The sequence below is a fragment of the Asticcacaulis sp. AC402 genome (assembly GCF_000495835.1).
Taxonomy (GTDB): Bacteria; Pseudomonadota; Alphaproteobacteria; order Caulobacterales; family Caulobacteraceae; genus Asticcacaulis.
The window spans coordinates 1-21721 of the sequence record NZ_AWGC01000006.1 but is presented as its reverse complement, the minus strand read 5'-3'; the positions used below and the strand labels follow the sequence as shown (position 1 = coordinate 21721).

General features: G+C 61.2%; 21 protein-coding genes. 11 read left to right on the top strand and 10 right to left on the bottom strand.

What is annotated here, in order from left to right:
- Positions 1-77: 77 nt before the first annotated feature.
- Positions 78-1388, top strand: coding sequence for an aspartate aminotransferase family protein (locus ABAC402_RS23630; protein ID WP_023448127.1), 1311 nt, complete (start codon positions 78-80; stop codon positions 1386-1388).
- Positions 1389-1547: 159 nt separating this feature from the next.
- On the opposite strand, the gene ABAC402_RS23625 is transcribed toward ABAC402_RS23630, so the two are convergent.
- Positions 1548-1826 carry a hypothetical protein gene (locus tag ABAC402_RS23625; RefSeq protein WP_155847292.1) on the bottom strand — a complete coding sequence of 93 codons (279 nt, stop codon included), beginning with the start codon at positions 1824-1826 and terminating at the stop codon, positions 1548-1550.
- Between the two features lie 102 nt (positions 1827-1928).
- On the opposite strand from ABAC402_RS23625, the gene ABAC402_RS23620 reads away from it, so the two are divergent.
- Positions 1929-2507, top strand: a complete 579-nt coding sequence (locus ABAC402_RS23620) for a hypothetical protein (protein WP_023448125.1) — start codon at positions 1929-1931, stop codon at positions 2505-2507.
- Between the two features lie 190 nt (positions 2508-2697).
- Here the strand turns inward: ABAC402_RS23620 and ABAC402_RS23615 are convergent, their stop codons facing one another.
- From ABAC402_RS23615 to ABAC402_RS23605, 3 genes are all read right to left on the bottom strand, one after another.
- Positions 2698-2898, bottom strand: a complete 201-nt coding sequence (locus ABAC402_RS23615; protein ID WP_023448124.1) for a DUF3126 family protein — start codon at positions 2896-2898, stop codon at positions 2698-2700.
- A 199-nt stretch (positions 2899-3097) separates the two neighbouring features.
- The gene (gene cysE / locus ABAC402_RS23610; RefSeq protein WP_023448123.1) at positions 3098-3925 is read right to left on the bottom strand and encodes a serine O-acetyltransferase; all 828 of its coding nucleotides are present in this window, start codon (positions 3923-3925) and stop codon (positions 3098-3100) included.
- 6 nt (positions 3926-3931) lie between these two features.
- The gene (locus ABAC402_RS23605; RefSeq protein ID WP_023448122.1) at positions 3932-4555 is read right to left on the bottom strand and encodes an NUDIX hydrolase; all 624 of its coding nucleotides are present in this window, start codon (positions 4553-4555) and stop codon (positions 3932-3934) included.
- 179 nt (positions 4556-4734) lie between these two features.
- Between ABAC402_RS23605 and ABAC402_RS23600 the strand changes: the two genes are divergently transcribed.
- The gene (locus tag ABAC402_RS23600; protein ID WP_023448121.1) at positions 4735-5379 is read left to right on the top strand and encodes a nitroreductase; all 645 of its coding nucleotides are present in this window, start codon (positions 4735-4737) and stop codon (positions 5377-5379) included.
- A 16-nt stretch (positions 5380-5395) separates the two neighbouring features.
- On the opposite strand, the gene ABAC402_RS23595 is transcribed toward ABAC402_RS23600, so the two are convergent.
- Complete coding sequence (locus ABAC402_RS23595; RefSeq protein ID WP_023448120.1) at positions 5396-5836, bottom strand: hypothetical protein; 441 nt, start codon at positions 5834-5836, stop codon at positions 5396-5398.
- Positions 5833-6294, bottom strand: coding sequence for a preQ(1) synthase (gene queF, locus ABAC402_RS23590; RefSeq protein WP_023448119.1), 462 nt, complete (start codon positions 6292-6294; stop codon positions 5833-5835). Before queF ends, ABAC402_RS23595 begins: the two co-directional genes overlap by 4 nt.
- Before the next feature lie 112 nt (positions 6295-6406).
- Here queF and ABAC402_RS23585 point away from each other — a divergent pair, with 112 nt between their 5' ends.
- Positions 6407-7357 carry a nitronate monooxygenase family protein gene (locus ABAC402_RS23585; RefSeq protein ID WP_023448118.1) on the top strand — a complete coding sequence of 317 codons (951 nt, stop codon included), beginning with the start codon at positions 6407-6409 and terminating at the stop codon, positions 7355-7357.
- A 67-nt stretch (positions 7358-7424) separates the two neighbouring features.
- Here the strand turns inward: ABAC402_RS23585 and metC are convergent, their stop codons facing one another.
- The 4 genes from metC to ABAC402_RS23565 form a co-directional block, all read right to left on the bottom strand.
- Positions 7425-8603 (bottom strand): cystathionine beta-lyase, encoded by a 1179-nt coding sequence (metC, locus tag ABAC402_RS23580; RefSeq protein ID WP_023448117.1) that lies wholly within the window; start codon positions 8601-8603, stop codon positions 7425-7427.
- Positions 8604-8686: 83 nt separating this feature from the next.
- Complete coding sequence (locus tag ABAC402_RS23575; protein WP_023448116.1) at positions 8687-9700, bottom strand: alpha/beta hydrolase; 1014 nt, start codon at positions 9698-9700, stop codon at positions 8687-8689.
- 201 nt (positions 9701-9901) lie between these two features.
- On the bottom strand, positions 9902-12103 hold the full coding sequence (locus ABAC402_RS23570; protein ID WP_023448115.1) for a 3-hydroxyacyl-CoA dehydrogenase NAD-binding domain-containing protein: 2202 nt from the start codon (positions 12101-12103) through the stop codon (positions 9902-9904).
- A gap of 15 nt (positions 12104-12118) precedes the next feature.
- Positions 12119-13336, bottom strand: coding sequence for an acetyl-CoA C-acetyltransferase (locus ABAC402_RS23565; RefSeq protein WP_023448114.1), 1218 nt, complete (start codon positions 13334-13336; stop codon positions 12119-12121).
- A 193-nt stretch (positions 13337-13529) separates the two neighbouring features.
- On the opposite strand from ABAC402_RS23565, the gene dgoD reads away from it, so the two are divergent.
- From dgoD to ABAC402_RS0119720, 7 genes are all read left to right on the top strand, one after another.
- Positions 13530-14714, top strand: a complete 1185-nt coding sequence (dgoD, locus tag ABAC402_RS23560) for a galactonate dehydratase (protein WP_023448113.1) — start codon at positions 13530-13532, stop codon at positions 14712-14714.
- 247 nt (positions 14715-14961) lie between these two features.
- A complete protein-coding gene (locus ABAC402_RS23555; RefSeq protein ID WP_023448112.1) occupies positions 14962-15828 on the top strand; it encodes an SMP-30/gluconolactonase/LRE family protein in 867 nt (288 codons plus the stop codon).
- A gap of 31 nt (positions 15829-15859) precedes the next feature.
- Complete coding sequence (locus tag ABAC402_RS23550) at positions 15860-16771, top strand: 2-dehydro-3-deoxygalactonokinase (RefSeq protein WP_023448111.1); 912 nt, start codon at positions 15860-15862, stop codon at positions 16769-16771.
- Entirely contained in the window at positions 16768-17427 is a 660-nt protein-coding gene (locus ABAC402_RS23545) for a 2-dehydro-3-deoxy-6-phosphogalactonate aldolase (RefSeq protein WP_023448110.1), read from the top strand. Before ABAC402_RS23550 ends, ABAC402_RS23545 begins: the two co-directional genes overlap by 4 nt.
- 132 nt (positions 17428-17559) lie before the next feature.
- Positions 17560-18099, top strand: a complete 540-nt coding sequence (locus tag ABAC402_RS23540; RefSeq protein WP_023448109.1) for a GNAT family N-acetyltransferase — start codon at positions 17560-17562, stop codon at positions 18097-18099.
- 265 nt (positions 18100-18364) lie between these two features.
- Positions 18365-19786, top strand: a complete 1422-nt coding sequence (creD, locus tag ABAC402_RS23535; RefSeq protein ID WP_040409796.1) for a cell envelope integrity protein CreD — start codon at positions 18365-18367, stop codon at positions 19784-19786.
- A gap of 636 nt (positions 19787-20422) precedes the next feature.
- Positions 20423-21721, top strand: a 1299-nt coding sequence (locus ABAC402_RS0119720) for a cadherin domain-containing protein (protein WP_031235122.1), incomplete at its 3' end; no start/stop codon positions are given.

Sequence of the window (21721 nt, the reverse complement as noted above, 5' to 3'; positions counted from 1 at the left end):
TCCTTTGTTCCGCCTCTTGTATCGCTCTTGCTCATGTGATCACAATATAGGTACAATTTCCCCTAAAGAGAACCACCATGAACGCTCCGGTGCTTGATAATTTCTGGATGCCATTTACGCCGAACAAGGTGTTCAAGGCAAAGCCCAAGCTGCTGACCGCGGCCAGGGGCATGTTTTACACCGACAGCGAAGGGCGTGAGATCCTGGATAGCGCCTCGGGGCTGTGGTGCGTCAATGCCGGCCATGGCCGCGACCGGATCACCCAGGCCATTCAGAAGCAGGCGGCGGAGATGGATTTCGCGCCGAACTTCAACATGGCGCACCCCCTGGCCTTTCAGTTCGCCCATGAACTGGCCAAGATCCTGCCCTACGATCTGAAGCGGGTCTTCTATACCAATTCCGGCTCGGAATCGGCCGACACGGCGCTGAAGATCGCCCTGGCCTATCAGCGTTTGCGCGGTCAAGGTGCCCGGACGCGGCTGATCGGACGTGAACGCGGCTATCACGGCGTCGGTTTCGGCGGCATTTCCGTCGGTGGTATCGTCCGCAACCGCATGTATTTCGGCAGTCTGTTGACCGGCGTTGACCACCTGCCCCATACCCATGGCGTCGACGGTAATCTGTTCGCCAAGGGGCAACCCGAGCATGGCGCCGATCTGGCCGACAATCTGGAACGTATCGTCGCGCTGCACGATGCCTCGACGATTGCCGCCGTCATCGTTGAACCCGTCGCGGGATCGACCGGTGTTCTGATCCCGCCCAAGGGTTATCTGGAACGGCTGCGCGCCATTTGCGACAAGCACGATATTTTGCTTATTTTCGACGAGGTCATTACCGGATTCGGCCGGTTGGGTACGGCCTTTGGCTCCCACTATTTCGGCGTCAGACCGGACATCATGTGCCTGGCCAAGGGCATCACGAATGCTGCCGTGCCTATGGGGGCTGTGGCGGTGTCGACGCGTATCTACGACAGCTTTATGCAGACGTCGGAAACACCGATCGAGTTCTTCCACGGCTATACCTTTTCCGGCCATCCGCTCGCCTGCGCTGCCGGCCTGGCAACCCTGGAAGTCTATCGCGAAGACGACCTGTTTGCCCGGGCGGCGTCACTTGCACCGTATTGGGAAGAGGCGATTCATAGCCTGCGCGACGCCAGGCACGTCATCGATATCCGCAATCTGGGTCTTATCGGCGGGATCGAACTGGCGTCACGACCAGGGGCTGCGACGGTGCGGGCCCTGGAAGTCTTCGACCGCTGTTTCGACAAGGGCCTGATGATCCGGGTGACCGGCGACATCATCGCCCTGTCGCCGCCACTGATCCTGGAGAAGGCGCATATCGACCGGATCGTCGAAACCCTGCGCGCGGCCCTAAGCGAAGTCGAATAGGCATTCACCACGAACCGATACGAACATCACGAACTTCAGGATCGATCTGAACCCGCCGCGTGGCGGCACTCGACATCAAGTGCGTCCGCAGATTTCAGTTTCCGCTGCGCGAAGAATTAAGATCAATCCCAAACTTCGTGACGTTCATGGTCAAAAATCTTACGCCACGCCGGTCATACCCTTCATCATCAGAACGGCAATAAAGGCGAAAAACGCCATGCAGCCGATCACATTGAACACTGGCGGTTTGAGAACCCTGGGCACCAGAAGGACCCGCGCCAGCACCACCGCCGCCACAAAGCCAAGCGTCACCTGGCCGATCAAGGGCGCCTTGGCCAGTTGGGTGATCCCGGCCAGCAGGAACATAACCACCATCAGCCAGAACAAACCGGTTGCCACTACGCGCAGCGAATGCCACATCGCCTTCAAAAACAACACCTTCGACCTCGCTTTTTTGCGTTCCGGCAAGAGAGCCTTAAACCTATTGTCCTTTTATAAGCGCGGCGTCTAGAGTTGGATGCGTGATTTCGGAGACCGGGCATGTTCAATTTGTCGCAGCATATAGATGCCCTCAAACAGTCATTGGTGGGCTATGTGCTGATGCTGGCGGCGGCCATAATCGGCCTGATCTGGATCAGTTTCGGCATATACAATTGGGCCACCGCCATGCTTGGCCCGGTCTGGGGCCCTTTGGCCATAGGCGCGGCCTTCATGCTGCCAGTCGCCGTCTACCTCATGGCCAAAGCCTTTCAGCCCGACGACAAACGGTCGAAACAGCAACGCATGTTCGATCAAGCCTTCGCCGCCTCTCCAGTGGGATCGCTGTCGAAGATGATCGAGACCATGTCGGTGCATTCACCCTTCCTGGCGGCCGTCACCGCGATCATCGGTGGCTTCGTCGCTGCGCGCTTCCCGCAATTCCTGTCGATCCTGTCGGAGTTTGTCATCGCCGGCGGAGAAGAACTGACGCGCTGGAAAACCGGCCGGGCCGAGCGTGCCGCCCATAAGGCGTCTGACTACGAACGCAAGGGCGCGCCGCCACCACCGCCCGACGTCGAGCCGACGCGCAAACGCCGCGGCAAAAAGGTCGATGCGGACTTTGACATGTACGGAAGTTGAAAAAAGCGCCGGATGATCCGGCGCTTTCTTAAACTTAGAAATCGGTCAGGCTGAGCCGAAAAGGGCTGGTTTCGAGAACCGGAGCGGAGCGTACCGTGCTCAAAGAGCGGAGCGTTAGCACCACTCAAAACGCAGTACGTGAGCACCGGAAGCGCAGAAAACGGCGCTTTGCAGGCCAGCATCACCGATTTTAGAGGTCTTCCTTAAGGATGGCCATTTCGAAGAGGTAAGACCCGGCCTCGTCTTCGTCGACATAGACCACGCCGACAAACTCTTCGCCAATGAAGACCTCGGCCGAATCCTTCTGCTTGCGCGGCTTGATTTCGAGGCCGTTGGTTCCGAACGTCCGTGTGAGATAGTCCTGTACCTTGGTGATTTCAGCAGGGGTCATGTGGTGTGGCTCTCATGATGGCCCGGAGGTCTTGTCCTGGTCCGCCCCCGGCTTATCGGGCGACTAAACCACAAATTCCCCTGGGCGGGGATAAACTTTTCTGTGACAGGAGCCTTAGCGTTCAACGCCTTAACGGGCAAATGCTTATCGCGCTTATCCACAAGGCGGGTGTCGACTCACGGACACGAACCGGTTGGCCTCAGATCGAATAGTCGTAATCGATATCCGGCATGGTGTGGTCCATCTGACGGGCCGGATCTTCGCAAGTCTTGCAGTTGACCAGCCTGGCCGGCACGCCCGCCGCCGTGCAATGCGCCGGCACGGGCTTTAAGACCACCGAACCCGAGGCGATCTTGGCATAATCACCGACGGTAATATTGCCCAGCACATTGGCGCCGGCGCCCAAAAGGACACCGCGGCCGATCTTGGGGTGACGGTCGCCACGTTCCGCGCCAGTCCCGCCCAGGGTCACGCCCTGGAGGATGGAGCAATCATCGCCGACCACCGCCGTTTCGCCGATCACGATGCCGGTGCCATGGTCGAGGAAGACGCCCTTGCCGATGCGGGCGGCCGGGTTGATATCGATCTGGAAGAGCTCCGACACCCGGCTTTGCAGGAAGTGCGCCATCGTCGATCGCCCCTGGTTCCACAGCCAGTGCGACACACGGTAGATTTGCAGACTGAGGAAGCCCTTAAAGAACATGAAGGCCTGGAGGTAGCCCTTGGCCGCCGGGTCGCGCTCATAAACCGCCTGCAGGTCGGCCATGGCGGCCACGACCAGGGATGGATCGGCGGCATAGGCCCTCTGCGCCAGTTCACGCAGGGTCATGCCGCGAAGGGTGTCGTCGGCCATCTTGCGGGCAATGTGATAGGACAGACTGGACGCAAGGTCATCATGCGACAGGATGGTCGAATGCAGCAGGGACGCCAGGGCCGGTTCGGCCGCCAGGGTATCCTGGGCTTCCTGGCGCAGGTTGAGCCAGATCGGCTTGTCGTCCGGCGTGATGACTTCGAAAACCTGAGCCATGTTATCCTACTTCAGAACAGCTTCCGCCAGATGCGCCGGCAACTCACCGCTGACCGCCATATGGTGGACCCGTAATACACTTGCAACGGTTAACCCGTCGCGAACCTGGCCCATAATAACAGCTTTGAGCAGTTGCGAAAAGGGAACTCGCGCCGCGACCAGGTTTTCGGTCTCGTCCGGTTCGGTTTCGCCGGGTTTAAGTCCGGTCGCCAGATACAGCACTGCAACCTCATCGGTTACCGAATTGGACATATCGAAGCGCAGGATTTCCTGCCAGTGGTCGGCGGTATATCCGGTCTCCTCGCGCAGTTCACGCTTGGCGCCATCGAGTGTATCCTCCCCTGCCGGCACGCCGCCTTCCGGCATTTCCCAGCTAAAGGTGCCGAGCGCAAACCGCGCCTGACCGACCAGGGCCACCGTGCCGTCGTCGAACAAAGGCAGGACCCCGACGGCGCGGTTGGCGAAGCGAACCAGGCCGTAGTGGCATTCGCGGCCGGTCGGCGCGATGACATCGTGGCTTTCGATACGGAGCCACGGATTTTCAAACACCACCTGGTGCCGCAGGCTTTTCCAGTTCGCCCGCTTGGCGGCGGCAGCTTCATCGTCCCACGGCGGGAGAAGTTCGGTCATGACGAGCTTTCAGAAAGATGGAAACCGCGAATGAACGCGAATGAACGCAAACAACGAGACGTGGCTTTCGCGAAGGTCAGTCGAAAAATCGTCACTTCAGCAAAAATATTCGCGTTCATTCGCGTTCATTCGCGGTTCCAAACCTATATAGTCGCAGACAGACTCAGCAAGGACTTTCCATGCCCCTAAGCGACCGCTCTCTGGCCCTCTTCGACACGCCCGCGCCGGAATTCGGCCAGCCCCTGCCGCAGAAACCCTCTGCAGACATGCTGGAAGCCCTGTTCTTTCGCCGCAGTGCCTCGGCGCCGACCCTGCGCGCCCCTGGACCGTCCCCTGAGGAAATGGACCTCCTGATCCGCCTCGGCTTGCGCGTTCCCGATCACGGCAAGATCGGCCCCTGGCGCCTTGTGCGCTTTACACCACAAAGCAAAACGGCACTGGTCGAAAAGCTCAAACCCCTCGCCGTTTCCCAGCCGGAACCGGCCAAGGCCCTGGCGGCGTTGCAGAAGTTGGCAATCCCGCCAGAAGCCCTGCTGGTCGTCTCCTCACCGCTCCAGCCGCACAAAATTCCGCTCTGGGAACAACAACTCTCGGCAGCCGCCGTGTGCCAGACCCTGCTGATCGCCGCCGGCGCCCTGGGCTACGGCGCCAACTGGATCACCGACTGGTACAGCTACGATGCCGTAGCCAAGGCACTTCTCGGTTTGGCGGAACATGAAAATGTCGCCGGTTTCATTTATCTCGGCACGCCATCGGAAGCGCCGCTGGAGCGCGATCGACCGAACTTTAATGAGCGCATAAGCTATTGGACGGCGGGAGATTAGTCGGCCGCTCTTAAAATCAAAACGCGTCCGTCATGCTCGCGTCGCGTCGCGCCACGCGGGCTGCCAACGACTTCAACCACGACCAAGTGACGTACCACGCTGCCAGGGCGGCCGCCACGCTGCCCGCCGCATAGGCCACCATCAGGCCTGGCCACTCGGGCAAAGGGCTGAAAACCAATACGGGTCCGTAGACCGCGTAGAAGGTAACGACAAAAGCCAGGTAACTACGCATCGGCAGAAACTGCTTTCTCCACAGGCCCCACATCTCCGCGATCAGCCAGTACGGCGCCAGGATGAGATGGCCGTAGCCGCCGATAAGGCCGAACGGGCCGGTGATTTCAAGCGCCTCGCCGCCGGTCGTGTACACCAGGACGCCGGCAACGAGGCCGTTGGCCAGCGGCGGAACCAGAAAGGCAACGGCGGTCCGCGCCGCCATGGTCCGCCACAGATTGATCATCCGCGCCCCCGATAGGTGGCGACGCCGAAGTCGGGAATCAGCACGCCCTTCGGCGGTTCGGCTGTTTGCCAGAATACATCGATCGGAATACCGCCGCGAGGATACCAGAAGCCGCCGATACGCAGCCAGCGCGGGTCGAGAAGGTCGCGCAGACGCTTGGCGATGTGCATCGTGCAGTCTTCGTGGAAGGCGCCATGGTTGCGAAAACTCGTCAGAAACAGTTTCAGCGACTTGGACTCGACCAGCCACGCGCCCGGCACATAGTCGATAACCAGGTGGGCAAAGTCCGGCTGACCGGTAACCGGGCACAGTGACGTAAACTCCGGCACGGTAAAGCGCGCGAGATAGTCGACGTCGGCATGCGGATTGGGCACGCGTTCCAGTACGGCCTGGGCAGGGTCGTCGACCGGTCGCGCCTCTCCGCCCAGTTGGGTCAGGTTATCGGTATAATGGCTCATAGGTCCCTATTTATACCCAACGGCCTTAAGCGCAAGGGGGCGTGTATGATCATGAAATTTGCCTTTACGTTCACGTCAATTTCTGGCTAAGTTAAGAAAAAAGGAACGCCGCATGATCCCCGCCGCCCTCACCCGTAACCTGCGTTTTCCCGCCATTGCCGCGCCCATGTTCCTGGTGTCTGGCCCGGAGCTGGTGATCGCCACCTGCAAATCCGGCATGATCGGAAGCTTTCCGGCCCTGAACCAGCGGACCACCGAAGGCTACGAGGACTGGCTGAACACCATCGAGGCTGCGCTGGGGCCCGACGATGCGGCGTTTGGCGTCAATATGATCGTCCACCCGACCAACTCGCGTCTGCTGGCTGACATGCAGGTAACGGTCAAGCACAAGGTGCCTCTTGTCATCACCTCGCTGGGGGCTGTGAAGGATGTGGTCGATGCCGTGCACAGCTACGGTGGCGCGGTTTTTCATGACATCATCAATGCCCGCCACGCCCGCAAGGCCATGGAAGCCGGGGTCGATGGCCTTATCCTGGTCTCGGCCGGGGCCGGCGGCCATGCCGGCAACCAGCACCCGTTCGCCCTGCTCAACGAAATCCGCCAGTTCTTCAACGGTACCATCATCCTGTCGGGCGCCTTGTCGACCGGCCAGGACGTAGCCGGCGCCCTTATGGCCGGCGCCGACCTGGGCTACATGGGGACGCGGTTTATCGCCACCACCGAAGCCGAGGCCGATGCCGGCTACAAGCAGATGCTCATCGACACAACCGCCAAGGACATCACCTATACCGACGCCATTTCCGGCATCAATGCCAACTTCCTGACACCGTCCCTGATCGCCAACGGCCTCGACCCCGCTGCTGCCAAGGATCCGCACCACAAGATCGACATGGCAGAGGAACTGGACCCAGAAGCCAAGGCATGGAAGACCATCTGGTCCGCCGGCCAGGGTGTCGGTTCAATTCACGAGGTGCTGCCGGTAGCAGAGCTCGTTTCACGGCTGCAGCAGGAATTTACAACCGCATTTAAGGCCTTTGCGCCCAAGACCTGTGGTCTGGTTTAGACTGGCAGGCCCATGCCGACGGGCATTGCGAAGGTCCGAAGTCGTCTCTGACGCTGGGCCGCCTTCTTCAGGCAAACACCTTCAGAGCCTGCTCGATATCGGCAATCAGGTCTTCGGCGTCCTCCAGACCAACATAGAACCGTATCGACGATCCCGCCAGGTAAGGATCGGGCTCGTCACTCAGTTTCGGCCGGCCGCGGACCTGCGGTTCGCAATTGACCGCCAGGCTCTCAAAACCACCCCAACTGAAACCAAGACCGAACAGCTTGAGTCTGTTCAGGAAGGCCTGGGACTGGCGCTCATTGTTCCCGTCTTTGGCCCCCTTGAACAGCACCATGAACAGGCCGTTTGAGCCGCTAAAGTCGCGGGCAAACATGTCGTGGTCGGGATGCGATGCCAAACCAGGATGAACCACGCGCAGCACTTCCGGCCGCCCCTCCAGCCAGCGCGCGATCTTCAGCGCACTGTCACCACTCTGTTTCAGCCGCAGGTGCAAGGTGCGAAGACCCCGCGTCGCCAGGTAGCTTTCGTCCGCCGATGTGAAGAAGCCAAACGCCTTGATCGTCTTGTAAAGCGTTGCCGCCAGGTTTTTGTCGGCAACGCTGATCGAACCGATCAAGACGTCGCTGTGACCGCCGACATACTTGGTCAGTGCCTGCATGCTGAGATCGACGCCATGGGCCAGGGGCTTGAACAGGACACCGCTGCCGTAGGTATTGTCACACAGGGTCAATATCCCGCGCGCCCTGGCCAGGGCCGCGATGCCAGGGATATCCTGCATGTCGAAGGTCAGTGAGCCAGGACTTTCGACGTAAATCATCTTGGTCGACGGCGTCGCCAGGGCCAGGACCTCGGCCGGCGTCAGGCGCGCTTCGTAATAGCGCGCCACAACGCCGTAGCGCTTGAGCTGAGTCTCAACGAAACGCCGCACTGGAGCATAGCAGGAATTGACTACCAGTATCTCATCGCCAGCCTGGAGGAAGGCGAAGATCGGCACGGTCAGGGCGGCCAGACCGCTGGGCAGGATAAAACTGTCGCAAGCGCCTTCCAGATCTATAAGCAGCCGGCGCAATTCGTCCTGGGTCGACAGTCCGTCGGTGCCATAGGTTGGACGAACGTCGTCGTTATAGAGCATCTCAGCATTTTCGAACAACACCGTCGAGCCGCGTTCGACGCCGGTATTGACGGCGCGGCGGCTGTTGGCGCGGCCCAGGGTGGCCGAGGTCAGGCGGGTGATGTCTTTCATGGCAGGTCTCCTGCCTCGCTTGAACCGTGAAACGGATTTGGTTTCAAGCGATAAGACCTATCTGAAATCGTCAGACCCGCTGATCATGCATCGAGGCCATGCCGTTGCAGGAACACCAAAGCCTCCTGTCCCCACGGCAGAAGCTGGCCGTCCTTGCCACGCAACGGGAAGCCATGGGTGTTGCCTTCCCACAGGTGCAGTTCCGCCGGCACCCTGGCCGCCTTTAGGGCCTGGTACATCAGTATCCCGTTCTGCGCCGGGACGGACGGATCGTCGGTCGTGCCACCGATAAAGCACGGCACGCCATCCGCCGGCACATGTTTTTCCAGCGATGAATGATCAATCTGCGCCGCGGTTGGGTTGTCGCCGAACATCTGTTTCCGCGAGCCTTTATGGGCGTGCTCGCCCATAGTGATGACCGGGTACATCAGAGCCGCGGCCGCCGGCTTGGCGGACAACCGGTCGGCCGCATCGATCGGGACGTAGCTCTGTTCGGCAAAGCGCGTTGCCAGCAGGCCCGCGACATGGCCGCCGGCGGAAAAGCCCATAATCGCCACACGGCTGGGGTCGAGCCCGAACTGGGCAGCCTGCGACCGGATCAGCCGAATGGCGCGCTGGGCGTCCTGCAACGCGACATCCGGCCCGGCGGCCCAGCCATCGGCCGGCAGGCGGTAGGTCATGGTGAAAACGGTATAGCCCAGACCGGCCAGCCAGGAATCGATCTCCCCGCCAGCCTTCGAGACGGCAATCCGGACATAGCCGCCGCCAGGCATAAGCAGGACCGCACCACCGTTGGGCTTGTCGGGCCGCCGCATCGACAGCCAGGGTTTGGTGATGTTGTAAAAAGCCGTATCGTTCGGATCGCCGCCGGGCTTGCGCAGGACGACGCTTTGCGTGACCGTGACTTTCTCACCACCCGGCGCCGCCCCCGGCCAGATGTCCTGCATCGGCAAGGCCGGCTTCAGGGTCATCGAAGCCTGGGTCGGCAGGCCTTCCTGCGCGCTGGCCTGGGCATTCGTTTGGGCCTGAGCACGCGCCGCGGAGGGGCCGGCTCCCAGCACGGCGGCGGTCAGCCCGAGAAGGGAACGGCGATCCATGGGCGATCCTCTGCTGCGCGCATCTTCGCTTAGCTTAACTCAGATGCGCGCGGAAGGCACGTGGAGAAACGTGGCTCTACAGATTGCGCAGATTTCAGATTAAAGCTTCGCGCTGGTTACCTGCAAGGCAGGTGCGACACCGCAATCTGTGAAATCTGTGCAATCTGTGGATTTAAGTTTTGCCGAGTTTCGCTCCCGTTTTTAAGCCGCTTTCTCGACCTTTGTCTTGCCAAAACGGCCGTAGAAGGTCTCGCCCTTGGCCGCCATGTCGCGCAGCAATTGCGGCGGGGCAAAGCGGTCGCCATAGGCCGCGGTCATGCGGTCCAGTTCGGCCACAAAGGTCGCCACGCCGATCGAGTCGATCAGCGATACGATCCCGCCCGACCACGGCGCAAAGCCCCAGCCGAGGATCGAACCGACATCGGCTTCGCGCGGATCTGTGATGACGCCGTCCTCGAAACAACGCGCAGCGGTCACCGCCTGGACGTACAGCATGCGCTTCTTCAGTTCTTCGACCAGCGCCGGATCGGCTTCCAGTATGGTTGGCTGGAACTTGTCGGCCAGGCCAGGCCACAGGGTCTTGGTCGCCGTTTTCTCGGCCGGATAGTCGTAGAAGCCCTTGTTGCTCTTGCGGCCCAGGCGACCGTCGGCGACCATGGCGGCGACTTCCTTTTCACCGGGGATGGGCACATAGGCATCACCCTCGGCCTTGGCCGTTTCCGACGTGATCTTGACCAGCAGGTCCAGCGCGACGTCGTCCATCATTTCCAGCGGCCCGCGCGGCATGCCGGTCATACGGCCGGCATTGTCGATGATGGCCGGGCTGTAGCCCTCGGCCCACAGGTGCAGGCCTTCGGCGGTGAACGGAATAAAGCAGCGGTTGGCGAAGAAGTAGCGCGAATCGTTGACGACGATCGGCGTCTTCCTGATCTTCAGGACGTAGTCGATGGACTTGGCCAGGGTCTCGTCCGAGGTCTCCTTGCCCATAATGATTTCGACCAGCATCATCTTGTCGACCGGCGAGAAGAAGTGAATGCCGATATAGTTCTTCGGCCGCGCCGACGCCTTGGCGAGGTCGCTGATCGGAATGGTCGACGTGTTGGAACCGAAGACGGCCGTCTCGGCCAGATGGGCTTCGGCGGCCTTGGTGACCGTCGCCTTCAGGTCGCTGCTTTCGAACACAGCCTCGACGACCAGGTCGGAACCGGCAATCAGGCTGTAGTCGGGCGTCGCCGTGATCAGGTCGAGTGTCGCCTGGCCGGCTTCCGGCGTCAGCTTGCCGCGCGTGACCTGCTTCTTGATCAGGTCCGCGCAGTGCGCCTTGCCCTTGTCGGCCGACTCCTGGTCGCGGTCAATCAGGACGGTCTTGATGCCGGCCATCGCCTGGACGTAGGCGATACCCGCCCCCATCATGCCGGCGCCCAGAACGGCAACCTGCGTGAATTCGGTTTTCGCATAGCCTTCCGGCCGGCCGGAGCCCTTGCCGATGGCCTGCATCGAGAAGAAGAAGGTCCGCATCATGGCCTTGGCCTGCGGCGTCATCAGGGTCTTGGAGAAATAGCGCGTTTCGATCTTCAGCGCCGTATCGAACGGAACCTGCAGGCCTTCATAGACGGCATGCATCAGATTCACCACGGCCGGATAATTGCCGTACGACTGCTTGCGCAGCATGGCATTGCCCATGATGAAGACCTGGGATCCGGCCGGATGGTAAGGACCACCGCCTGGGATCTTGAAATCCTTCTTGTCCCAAGGCGCGACCGGGTCACCCTTGGTCTTGATCCACGCCTTGGCGGCCTCGACCTCTTTGCCGGCCTCGACCACTTCGTGGACGATGCCCATGCCCAGGGCTTCCTGCGGCTTGAACGACTTGCCCTCGGACATGGCCAGCAGGGCGGCCTGGGTGCCGATCAGGCGCGGCAGGCGCTGCGAGCCGCCGCCGCCGGGGAAGATGCCGATCTTGATTTCCGGCAGGCCGACCTGGGTCTTGGGGCCATTGCCGATGACGCGGTAGTGGCAGGCCATGGACAGTTCCAGGCCGCCACCCAGCGCCAGGCCGTTAATCGCCACGGCCACCGGCTTGCCGCAGGTTTCGAGCAGGCGGTAGATGCGGTTCATCTCAAAGGCCAGGTCGAACGTTTGCTTCAGAGCCTGTTCACCCGTCCCTGAAACCTCCCAGCCGCCGCCGAATAGTTCTTCCAGGTCGGCGCCGGCGCAAAAGCCGGTCGTCTTGCCCGAGGTAATGACCACACCCTTGATCTCGGCTTCGGTCCTGGCGCGGTTGGCGATGGTCTCGACATCGGCCAGGGCGCCCTTAGTGAAGGTATTCATCGTCTTGCCGGGCACATCGAAGGTGCAGAGCAGAATGCCATCGGCGTCGAGGTCGGTTTTGAAGTTTTCCATGGGTATCATTTCCTCTTAGACGCGTTCGATCACGGTAGCGGTGGCCATGCCGCCGCCGACGCACAGTACCGCCAGGCCAGTCGACTTGCCGGTCCGTTCCAATTCATCCACCAGCGTGCCCAGGATCATCGCCCCGGTTGCGCCCAGCGGGTGGCCCATGGCGATGGCGCCGCCGCAGACATTGATCTTGTCGTGCGGAATCTCCAAAGCCTGCATGTAGCGCAGAACCACAGCGGCAAAGGCCTCATTCAGCTCGTAGAGATCGATGTCCGTCGTCTTCATTCCCAGCTTCTTGAGCAGCTTTTCCGTAACATAGGACGGACCGGTGAGCATGATCGATGGCTCAGAGCCAATCGAAGCCGTGCCGACGATGCGGGCGCGCGGCTTGATGCCGGTCAGTTCGCCAGCCTGGCGGGAACCGACCAGGACCGCGGCGGCGCCGTCAACGATCGACGACGAATTGCCCGGGGTGTGGACGTGGTTGACGCGTTCCACCTCGGGGTAACGCTGCTGGATGACGGCGTCGAAGGCCATTTCACCAAAGGCGGCGAACGACGGGTTCAGGCCGCCCAGGGTCTGCATATCGGTGTTGGGGCGCACGCTTTCGTCGTGGTCCAGGGCCGTGATTCCCAACTGGTCCTTGATGGCCAGGACCGACTTCTTGAAGCGGCCCTCCTGCCACGACTGGGCCGAGCGCTTGTGGGATTCGACGGCGTAGGCATCAACATCTGTGCGCGAAAAGCCCCACTTGGAGGCAATCATATCGGCGGACACGCCCTGCGGGACGAAATAGGCCGGAAACGCTGCGGCGATGTCAATCGCCCAGGCGCCACCGTCGGAGCCCATGGGGATGCGGCTCATGCATTCGACGCCACCACCAATGGCCATGGTCGCTTCGCCCGAAACCACCTTGGCGGCGGCGATATTGACGGCTTCCAGGCCCGAGGCACAGAAGCGGTTGACCTGAGCGCCGGCCGTCAGTTGCGAATAGCCGGCGGCCAGAACGGCGGCGCGGGCAATGTCTCCGCCCTGTTCGCCCACGGGGGTCACGCAGCCCCAGGTGCAGTCGTCGACCAGAGCGGTGTCCAGGCTGTTACGGTCGCGAAGCCCGGCCAGAACCTGGGCCGAAAGGTCCAGAGCGGTGATCTGGTGCAGGCTGCCATCCTTCTTGCCCTTGCCGCGCGGCGAGCGAACATGGTCGTAAATGTAGGCGGAATTCTCTGGGGTCGGCATCCGGTAGGTCCTCCACGCATGCGGCGCATTTTTCGGCGCTTGTTTTGACGCCCGGATACATGCGCTTTGTTTACGCGAACGTCAAGATAATCGGGAAAATTTTCTCCGCCGTGGCGTAAACCTGTTTCTTAATCGTCTAAATTATCATACAATATATTGACCTCACGCGCTGGCAGTATTAGGCACTCACCTTATGGACACTTCACCCGCCCTCACCTCCACCGTCGCAACCGCCAAGCGCATTGCCAGGATCGAAACCTTTGCCGTGCCGCCGCGCTGGCTGTTTGTGCGTATCGAAGACTGCGAAGGCGCCGTCGGTTGGGGCGAAGCCTCGCTCGAAGGCCATACCGAAGCCACGCAAGCGACCTTTGCCGAGATCCGCGAACGCTTTATCGGCCATGACCCCGAACGCATAGAAGACATGTGGCAGGTCTTCTACCGCCTGGGCTTCTACCGCGGCGGACCGGTGCTGATGTCGGCCCTGTCGGGTTTTGACCAGGCCCTGTGGGACCTGAAGGCGCGGCGTCTCGGCGTACCCGTATGGCAACTGCTGGGCGGCCGGGTCCGCGACCGCGTCCAGGTCTATGCCTGGATCGGCGGCGACCGCCCCTCCGATGTGGTCGATGCCGCCAGGGCCCGTCTCGATCAGGGCTTCACAGCCGTAAAGATGAACGCCTCGGAAGATATGGGCTGGCTCGATTCGCCCAGGGTCATCGACGACGTGCTGCAACGTGCCACCTCGGTTCAGGCCCTGGGCCTCGACGTCGGGCTCGACTTCCACGGCCGGATACACAAGCCGATGGCCAAGCAACTGGCCCACGCCCTGGAACCTATCCGTCCGCTGTTTATCGAGGAACCCCTGCTCAGCGAGCACATCGAAGCCATCGAACAACTGTCGAAGCTGACAACCACCCCGATCGCCCTGGGCGAGCGTCTCTACAGCCGTTGGGAGTTCAAGCCCTTCCTTGAGCGCGCCTGCGTCGACATCATCCAGCCGGATCTGTCCCATGCCGGCGGCATATCAGAGGTGCGCCGCATCGCCGCCATGGCCGAAGCCTACGACGTCGCCCTGGCGCCGCACTGCCCGCTTGGGCCGCTGGCGCTCGGCGCCTGCCTGCAGTTGGCGATTGCGACGCCGAACCATGTCATCCAGGAAATGTCGCTGGGCATACATTACAACACCAATGGCCACGACCTCCTGTCCTATATGAAAAATCCGGAAGTGTTTGATGTCGCCAACGGCTATGTCGAAGCCTTGACGGGGCCAGGCCTGGGCGTCGAAATTGACGAAGACAAGGTTCGGGAGATGTCGAAGGATTGTCCGCCCTGGCGCAATCCGGCATGGCGCGGACCTGACGGATATGTCAGGGAATGGTGAGAAAGCGATCTGAGCGGCTGCAAACCGTCATCTTGTTGCGCTCCGGTGCTCACGTACAAACTGACGGATATGTCAGGGAATGGTAGATTAAGAGGTCCACAGATTACACAGATTTCACAGATTATCGGCGCTGCGCGCCCTCTCTGTGATCACCGTCTCAGGTTTCAGCAGAACTCCTAATCTGTGAAATCTGTGTAATCTGTGGATCCCCTTGCAAAGCAACGCCACGACAATAACAGGGAACACTATGCCCCAGGACATCATCCGCCGCACGGAACCGGGCGCGCTTTTGGGCGAAGGGCCGCTGTGGTCCCGCCGCGACCAGTGCGTCTACTGGGTCGATATCCTCTCCCATAAGCTGAACGCCTGGTACCTCGATGGCCGGCAACAGACCTGGAGTTTCGACTGCCCCGTCTGCTGGGTGATCGAGCGCGAAAAAGGCGGCTTTATCGCGGGGCTCATGACCGGTTTTGCCGAGTTGTCGCTTGATCCGTTCGTGGTCCGCCATATCGTCAACCCTTACCCGCACGAGCCGGAAAACCGCCTCAACGACGCCAAGGCGGATGACCGCGGCCGCATCTGGGCCGGCTCCATGCACAAGCCGATCACCAGGACGTCGGGTGGCTGGCACCGCTTGAACACCGACAAGTCCGTCACCCATGTCGACGGCCCCTATACCATCCCCAATGGTCCGGCTTTCAGCGCCGACCACCGTCAGGTCTTTCATACCGATACCGACCTGCGCCAGGTCTTCCTGTTCGACATCGACGCCGAGGGCGAACTGGCTGGCAAGCGGCCATGGCTGACCTTCCCGGAAGACTGGGGCTATCCTGACGGCATGACCATGGACGCCCAGGGCGGTCTTTGGATCGCCCACTGGGGTGCTGCGCGCATCACCCGTTTCAAAATGGACGCCACCCCGGACTTCCATATCGACCTGCCGGCCAAACAGATCACCTCGATGGCTTTTGCCGGCAACGACCTGAACCGCCTGTTCGTCACCTCGGCGGCCATAGATCTGCCCGACGACCGTGAAGCCGGGACATTGTTCGAAATCCCAAGTGAAAGCTTGCGCGGCCATACCGGCCTTGAACCGCAGAAGTTCAAGGGGTAAACCCGGCCCGTCACTGAAAAGAGAATCCATCATGTCCGCCGAACCGCCCGCCCTGCTTGCTGCCGACTGGGGCACGACCAATTTCCGTCTGTTCCTGTTCTCGGCCGATGGCGAAATCATCGCCCGCCACACCGCCAATATCGGCCTGAAGAACCTGGGGGTTCTCACCTTCGAACAGGCCCTGACCTCGGTGATGAAGGAAGACTTCGCCCGTCCGGACCTGCCGATCCTGCTGTCGGGCATGGTTGGCTCGCGCCAGGGGTGGCGCGAAGCGCCTTACGTCGCCTGCCCGGCCGGTCTCGACGATGTCGTCAAGGGCCTGGTCGCCGCGCCGGCGGCTAAGCTGAAGGTCAAAATCGTGCCAGGCCTGTCCGGAGAGGCCGACCATCCGGGCCTGATCAATGTCATGCGCGGTGAAGAAACCCAGATCTTCGGCGTGTCGTACAAGACCGGGGAAGGCGTATACGTCCTGCCCGGCACCCACAGCAAGTGGGCCTCGGTCGAGGGCGGCCGCATTACCGGCTTCTCGTCCTACATGACGGGCGAAATGTTTTCGGTCCTCAAGCGCCATTCCATCCTGGGCGACCTGATGGACAATGATATCGACGACGATGCTGCCTTCAGGCTGGGCATCGACCGGGCGATGAACGACAAATCTTTCCTGTCGCTGATCTTCTCAGTGCGCACCGAAGCCCTGTTTGGCCACATCAAGCCAGAAAGCCTGTCGTCCTATCTTTCGGGCTTGCTGATCGGATCGGAAATCCGCGCCGAAAGCATTCGTCACGGCATTCGTCCGGTAACGGTGATCGGCGACGGCACCCTGATTGGCCTCTACGAGCGCGCCCTGAAACACACCGGGTTCACCGACGTTACCCGCCAAAATGGCGACGACGCCTCCGCCGCCGGCCTGTGGGCCATCGCCCAGCAAGGACGCCTGATATGAAGCCCGAACTGGCTGCCCGCTGGCGCGACGCCCTCGCCACCCTGCCGCTAGTCGCCATCCTTCGCGGTTTGCGTCCGTCCGAAGCACTGGCGGTCGGTGAAATGCTGGTCGAGGCCGGATTCAAGGTGCTGGAAGTCCCGCTCAACTCGCCGGAACCGTTCGAATCGATTCGAATCCTGGCGGAGTCCCTGGGCAAGCGCGCCATCGTCGGCGCCGGCACGGTACTCAAGGTCGCGGATGTCGATACCCTGGCCTCCGTCGGCGGAGAAATCTGCATCTCACCCAACGCCAACCCTGACGTCATCCGCCGCGCAAAATCGCTCGGCCTGATTTCCTTCCCGGCCTTCTTCACCGCCACCGAAGCCTTTTCGGCGGTCGATGCCGGCGCCGATGCCCTGAAGCTGTTCCCCGCGGAACTGGCTGGCCCCAAGGGGCTGAAGGCGCTTAAGGCGGTCCTGCCCAAGGCCATGCCGGTCTTTCCCGTCGGCGGGGTCGAACCCGGCAATATGACGGAGTACCTCGAGGTCGGCGCCGCCGGTTTCGGCATCGGTTCGTCGGTCTACAAGCCCGGCGACACGCCGGAGATTGTCTATGGTAAGGCGAAAGCGTTCACCGACGCCTGGGCCGCACTCGCGAACCAGAGCGCAATCCGATAAAGTGTGACGCCACTGCACGGGCGTCCCCGTTTTCGGATTGCGCTATAGAACTAAACCTTGATGACCATGACTCATCTCGACAAGGCCAGGACTGCGATAGACGCGGCCCTTGTGAGACGCTATTTGGGGGGCATGCAGATTGTTCCCGTTGCGCCGGCCCACGTCGCCATCCTGTCTTCCCTGGCCCGCGACTGTTTCAGCGAGAACTTCGGCCACCTCTATCCGCCGCACGACCTGATGGCATTTCTGGCCGACTCCTATGCCGAAGCCAAGCTTGCAGAAGAAACCGCGGATCCGGCCCAGTTCTGGCGGATCGTCCTCGATGACAAAGGTGAGACCGCCGGCTATCTGCACTGTGGTCCGGCCACCCTGCCGCACACCGACGCCAACCCGGCCTGCCATGGTGAACTAAAGCGCATCTATGTCCGCATGTCGCACCAGGGCCAGGGACTGGGTAAGCAACTGCTGACGACGGCCCTGACCTGGCTGGCCGAAACCTACGGCGATGCGCCGCAATGGCTCGGCGTGTGGAGCGGCAATCTCCGCGCCCAGGCTTTTTACGCCACTTACGGATTCGAACGTGCCGGTGACTACAAGTTCCCGGTCGGCAACACTCTGGACGACGAGTTCATTTTGCGACGCCAGCCGCGCATTTTGGGCGCAGTCCGATAACGCGTGTAACATTGTTTTGATAAATTGCGCAAAGAAAACAAAATTTTAGACGGAAATGTGACTCCGTAAATCCCTATCCCGCACTGATCTCGCGCTCCGGAAGGTTACCTGCTTCGTATCGCCCACGAAGACAGAACAGCGCAAAAATTGAACATCGTTCACAAACATATTGAACGATGTTCAAGACGTGGTATGCTCGCGTCGCCCGGCGCCCCGCCGGGTCCAACGGGACCTCCCCAAGGCTATTCTCCCAAGGCTTTTTTCCATGTCCGAAACTACACCCGACACCCCACAACCCCATCGCGGCATGATCAGCCGCAGCAAGGGTACCAAGCTTCTGATCGTCTGCGTCCTGGCCGTGCTGATGTCGATCCCCGCGGCATGCGTCTTCCTGCTGCTGATGGACCGCACCAACCGCGCTGAACAGGTCGCTGCCGAAATCGGCGGACTGATGGGCGGACCCCAGACCTTCCTCGGTCCGGTCATCTCCGTGCCCCATACCCTGCCCGCCCGGACGGAGACCGACGCCCAGGGCAACAAGACCCTCATTCCGGCCTCGACCACCAACCTGATCGTCTTCCCGGTCACCGGTGAGGCCGTTGCGGCCAGCAAGAGCGAAGTACGCGCGCGCTCCCTGTTCCGCGTCCCGGTCTACACCACCGATCTCACCTTCAAGGCCCATTTCGACCTGACAAACGTGGCGCCCCCCAAGGGTGGGACACTGGACTGGAGCCGGGCGCAACTGTTGTCCGGGGCCTCGGATTCGCGCGGCGCCCGCAAGGACATTCTTGCCTCGATCGACGGGACGACCTTTGCCCTGGCGCCTGCGACCGAAGGCACCCAGAGCATCGGCACCGACCAGGGCCAGGCCCGCCTGGATCTGTTTTCGGCGCCGCTTGCCGGCCTCGATCCCACGACACCCCACGACATCACCCTCGAGATGAGCTTCACCGGCGCTCAGAAGATCGGCATCCTGGCCTATGCCAAATCGTCAAGGGTGACCATCGCCGGCGACTGGAACACGCCGTCGTTCGGCGGCGGGTTCCTGCCGTCCGAACGCGCCTTTCCGCACGGCCGTGACACACCCCTGACCAAGGGCGAGACCGACCTGAAGTCGGGTTTCAAGGCGTCGTGGTCGGTGCCTTTCATTGCCCGCGGCCTGCCCGCCGTCATCAGTTTCGACAACCTGGCCAGCCTCGGCAAGTCGGAATTGTCGGTGACCTTCGTCGAGAACACCAACCCCTATCAGAATGTTGGCCGGTCGCTGAAATACGCCCTGCTGTTCGTCGGCCTGGTGTTTCTCACCTATTTCGTGTTCGAAAGCACCAGCCGCCGCGAACTGCACCCGGCGCAATACATCCTCATTGGCCTGGCCCAGATTACCTTTTACCTGTTGCTGTTGTCCCTGGCCGAGCGCATCGGCTTCGATGCCGCCTTCGCAGCCGCTGCCGCGGCTACGGTCGGCCTGATTTCGGCCTATGCCGGCATGGTGTTCAAGAGCCTGTTTCGCGGCCTGGCAGCGCTGGGGGTGTTCGCGCTTCTGTATGGCATGATCTACACGCTGATGCGCATGGAAGACTACGCCCTCCTCATCGGTGCGGTCTGCGCCTTCCTTGTCATCGCCACGGTGATGATCCTGACCCGGAACGTCAATTGGTACGGCACACCTCAGCCTTCAGGGGCGTAACAGAAGCGGAGCGGAGACCGTCAACGCGTCTCCGTTCCATCCATTTTAGTCATTCCACCGCAGCCACAACACAATAAGACATTGCGAAATTCCGGTTAAATTACAACGACCTAATTGTTTCTATAATGCCCTGGACGCGCGGGCAGTTTAGAATATCGGACCTCGATCCAATTATCTCGACTGCGGCCTAGTCTTTATGAAATTTTTGCGACTCATCATCCTACGTCAAGCAATTCTCAACCTCCAGACTGCGGTATGACCTCACAGGTATGCGCAAAATAAACCTACGAATCTCCGATCGTTAGAGGCACGGCCGTGCCAGCACCCCATCCCAGCGCCCGCCGCTCAGGCTAAGGCCCTTCGTGCCCCGCAGCTTGAATTTCCGCGCCATAGGTGTTGACTCCCCCCGCCGTTAGCGCGAACCTAACAGTGTTACGGGTTGGTGGCTTTTATTATACCAAAGTCAAGGGCGTTCGGGATTGCCTCGACGGCAGACCCGCAGGGTTGTCTACAGTTCTAGGTTCAGTTCCGCGTAAGCGTCGCGGCCACAGTCGTTGTCGGCATACGGCATGACGGTATGTGCCTTGAGACCAGTTGCGTTCAAAAAAAAACGACACACAGGGTTGGAGGATTGCCATGGGACGGCATGAAAAGCTGACGCGCGGCGTGCGCGATCTGTTGGGTTTGACCGCTATCAGCGGCATTATTGCCCTGAACCAGGCACAGGCCCAGACCGAACCGGGGACCGACTATGTCGCCCTGTCGGAGATCGAAGGCATAGACTCCTACGAGCTTCTCGCCGATGGCTCCGTTCAGATCGTGATGAAGGATGGCGGTACCGTCACGATCGCCGCCGACCAGGTCTCTGTTCTCAACGGCCAGGTCAATGTCGCGCGCGACGCTTTGATCAGCGCTGGCGTCCTCGAAGGCCCCTTCCTCGGCATCGGCGTGCAGACCCTTGCCGTCGGCGCAGTGGCGGCGGTCGCCCTGACCCAGGAGTCGAATGAAGCGCCGCAATTCACCTCGGTCGGGTCGGTCAGCACACCCGAAAATACCGTCGCCACGGGCTATACGGCGGCGGCCTCCGATCCCGACGGCGACGATCTGACCTATGCCATTGACGGTGGCGCCGACGCCGCCGCCTTCACCATCAATTCCCAGACCGGACAGCTCAGCTTCGCCTCACCGCGGGACTTCGAGACGCCGGGAACCAGCGGCAATATCTATCACGTCAGGATCAGCGTCAGCGATGGTGAGGAAACCGTCACCCAGGACGTCACGGTCACCGTCACCAATGTCAATGACGTAGCGCCGGTCTTTACTTCGGGGACAGCCGTATCGGTCGCCGAGAACCTGACGGCGACCGGCTACGTCGCCGCGGCGACAGATGCTGAAAACGACGCCCTGACCTACAGCATCGCCGGCGGGGCCGATGCCGCCCTGTTCGGCATTGACGCCGCGACGGGAGCCCTCAGCTTCCTGGCCGCACCGAACTTCGAAGCGCCGGGTGATGCCGGCAGCAACAATGTCTATGACGTCACCCTCCGCGTCAGCGATGGTGTTCATACGGTCGACCGCGCCGTCATGGTCACCGTTACCAATGTTAACGATATAGCGCCCGTCTTTACCTCGGGGACGGCCGTATCCGTCGCCGAGAACCTGACGGCGACCGGCTACGTCGCCGCGGCGACAGATGCTGAAAACGAAGCCCTGACCTACAACATCGCCGGCGGGGCCGATGCCGCCCTGTTCGGCCTAGACGCCGCGACGGGAGCCCTCAGCTTCCTGGCCGCACCGAACTTCGAAGCGCCGTTTGATGCCGGCGGCAACAATGTCTATGACGTCACCCTTCGCGTCAGTGATGGTGTTCATACGGTCGACCGCGCCGTCACGGTCACCGTCACCAATGTCAACGATGTGGCGCCGGTCTTTACG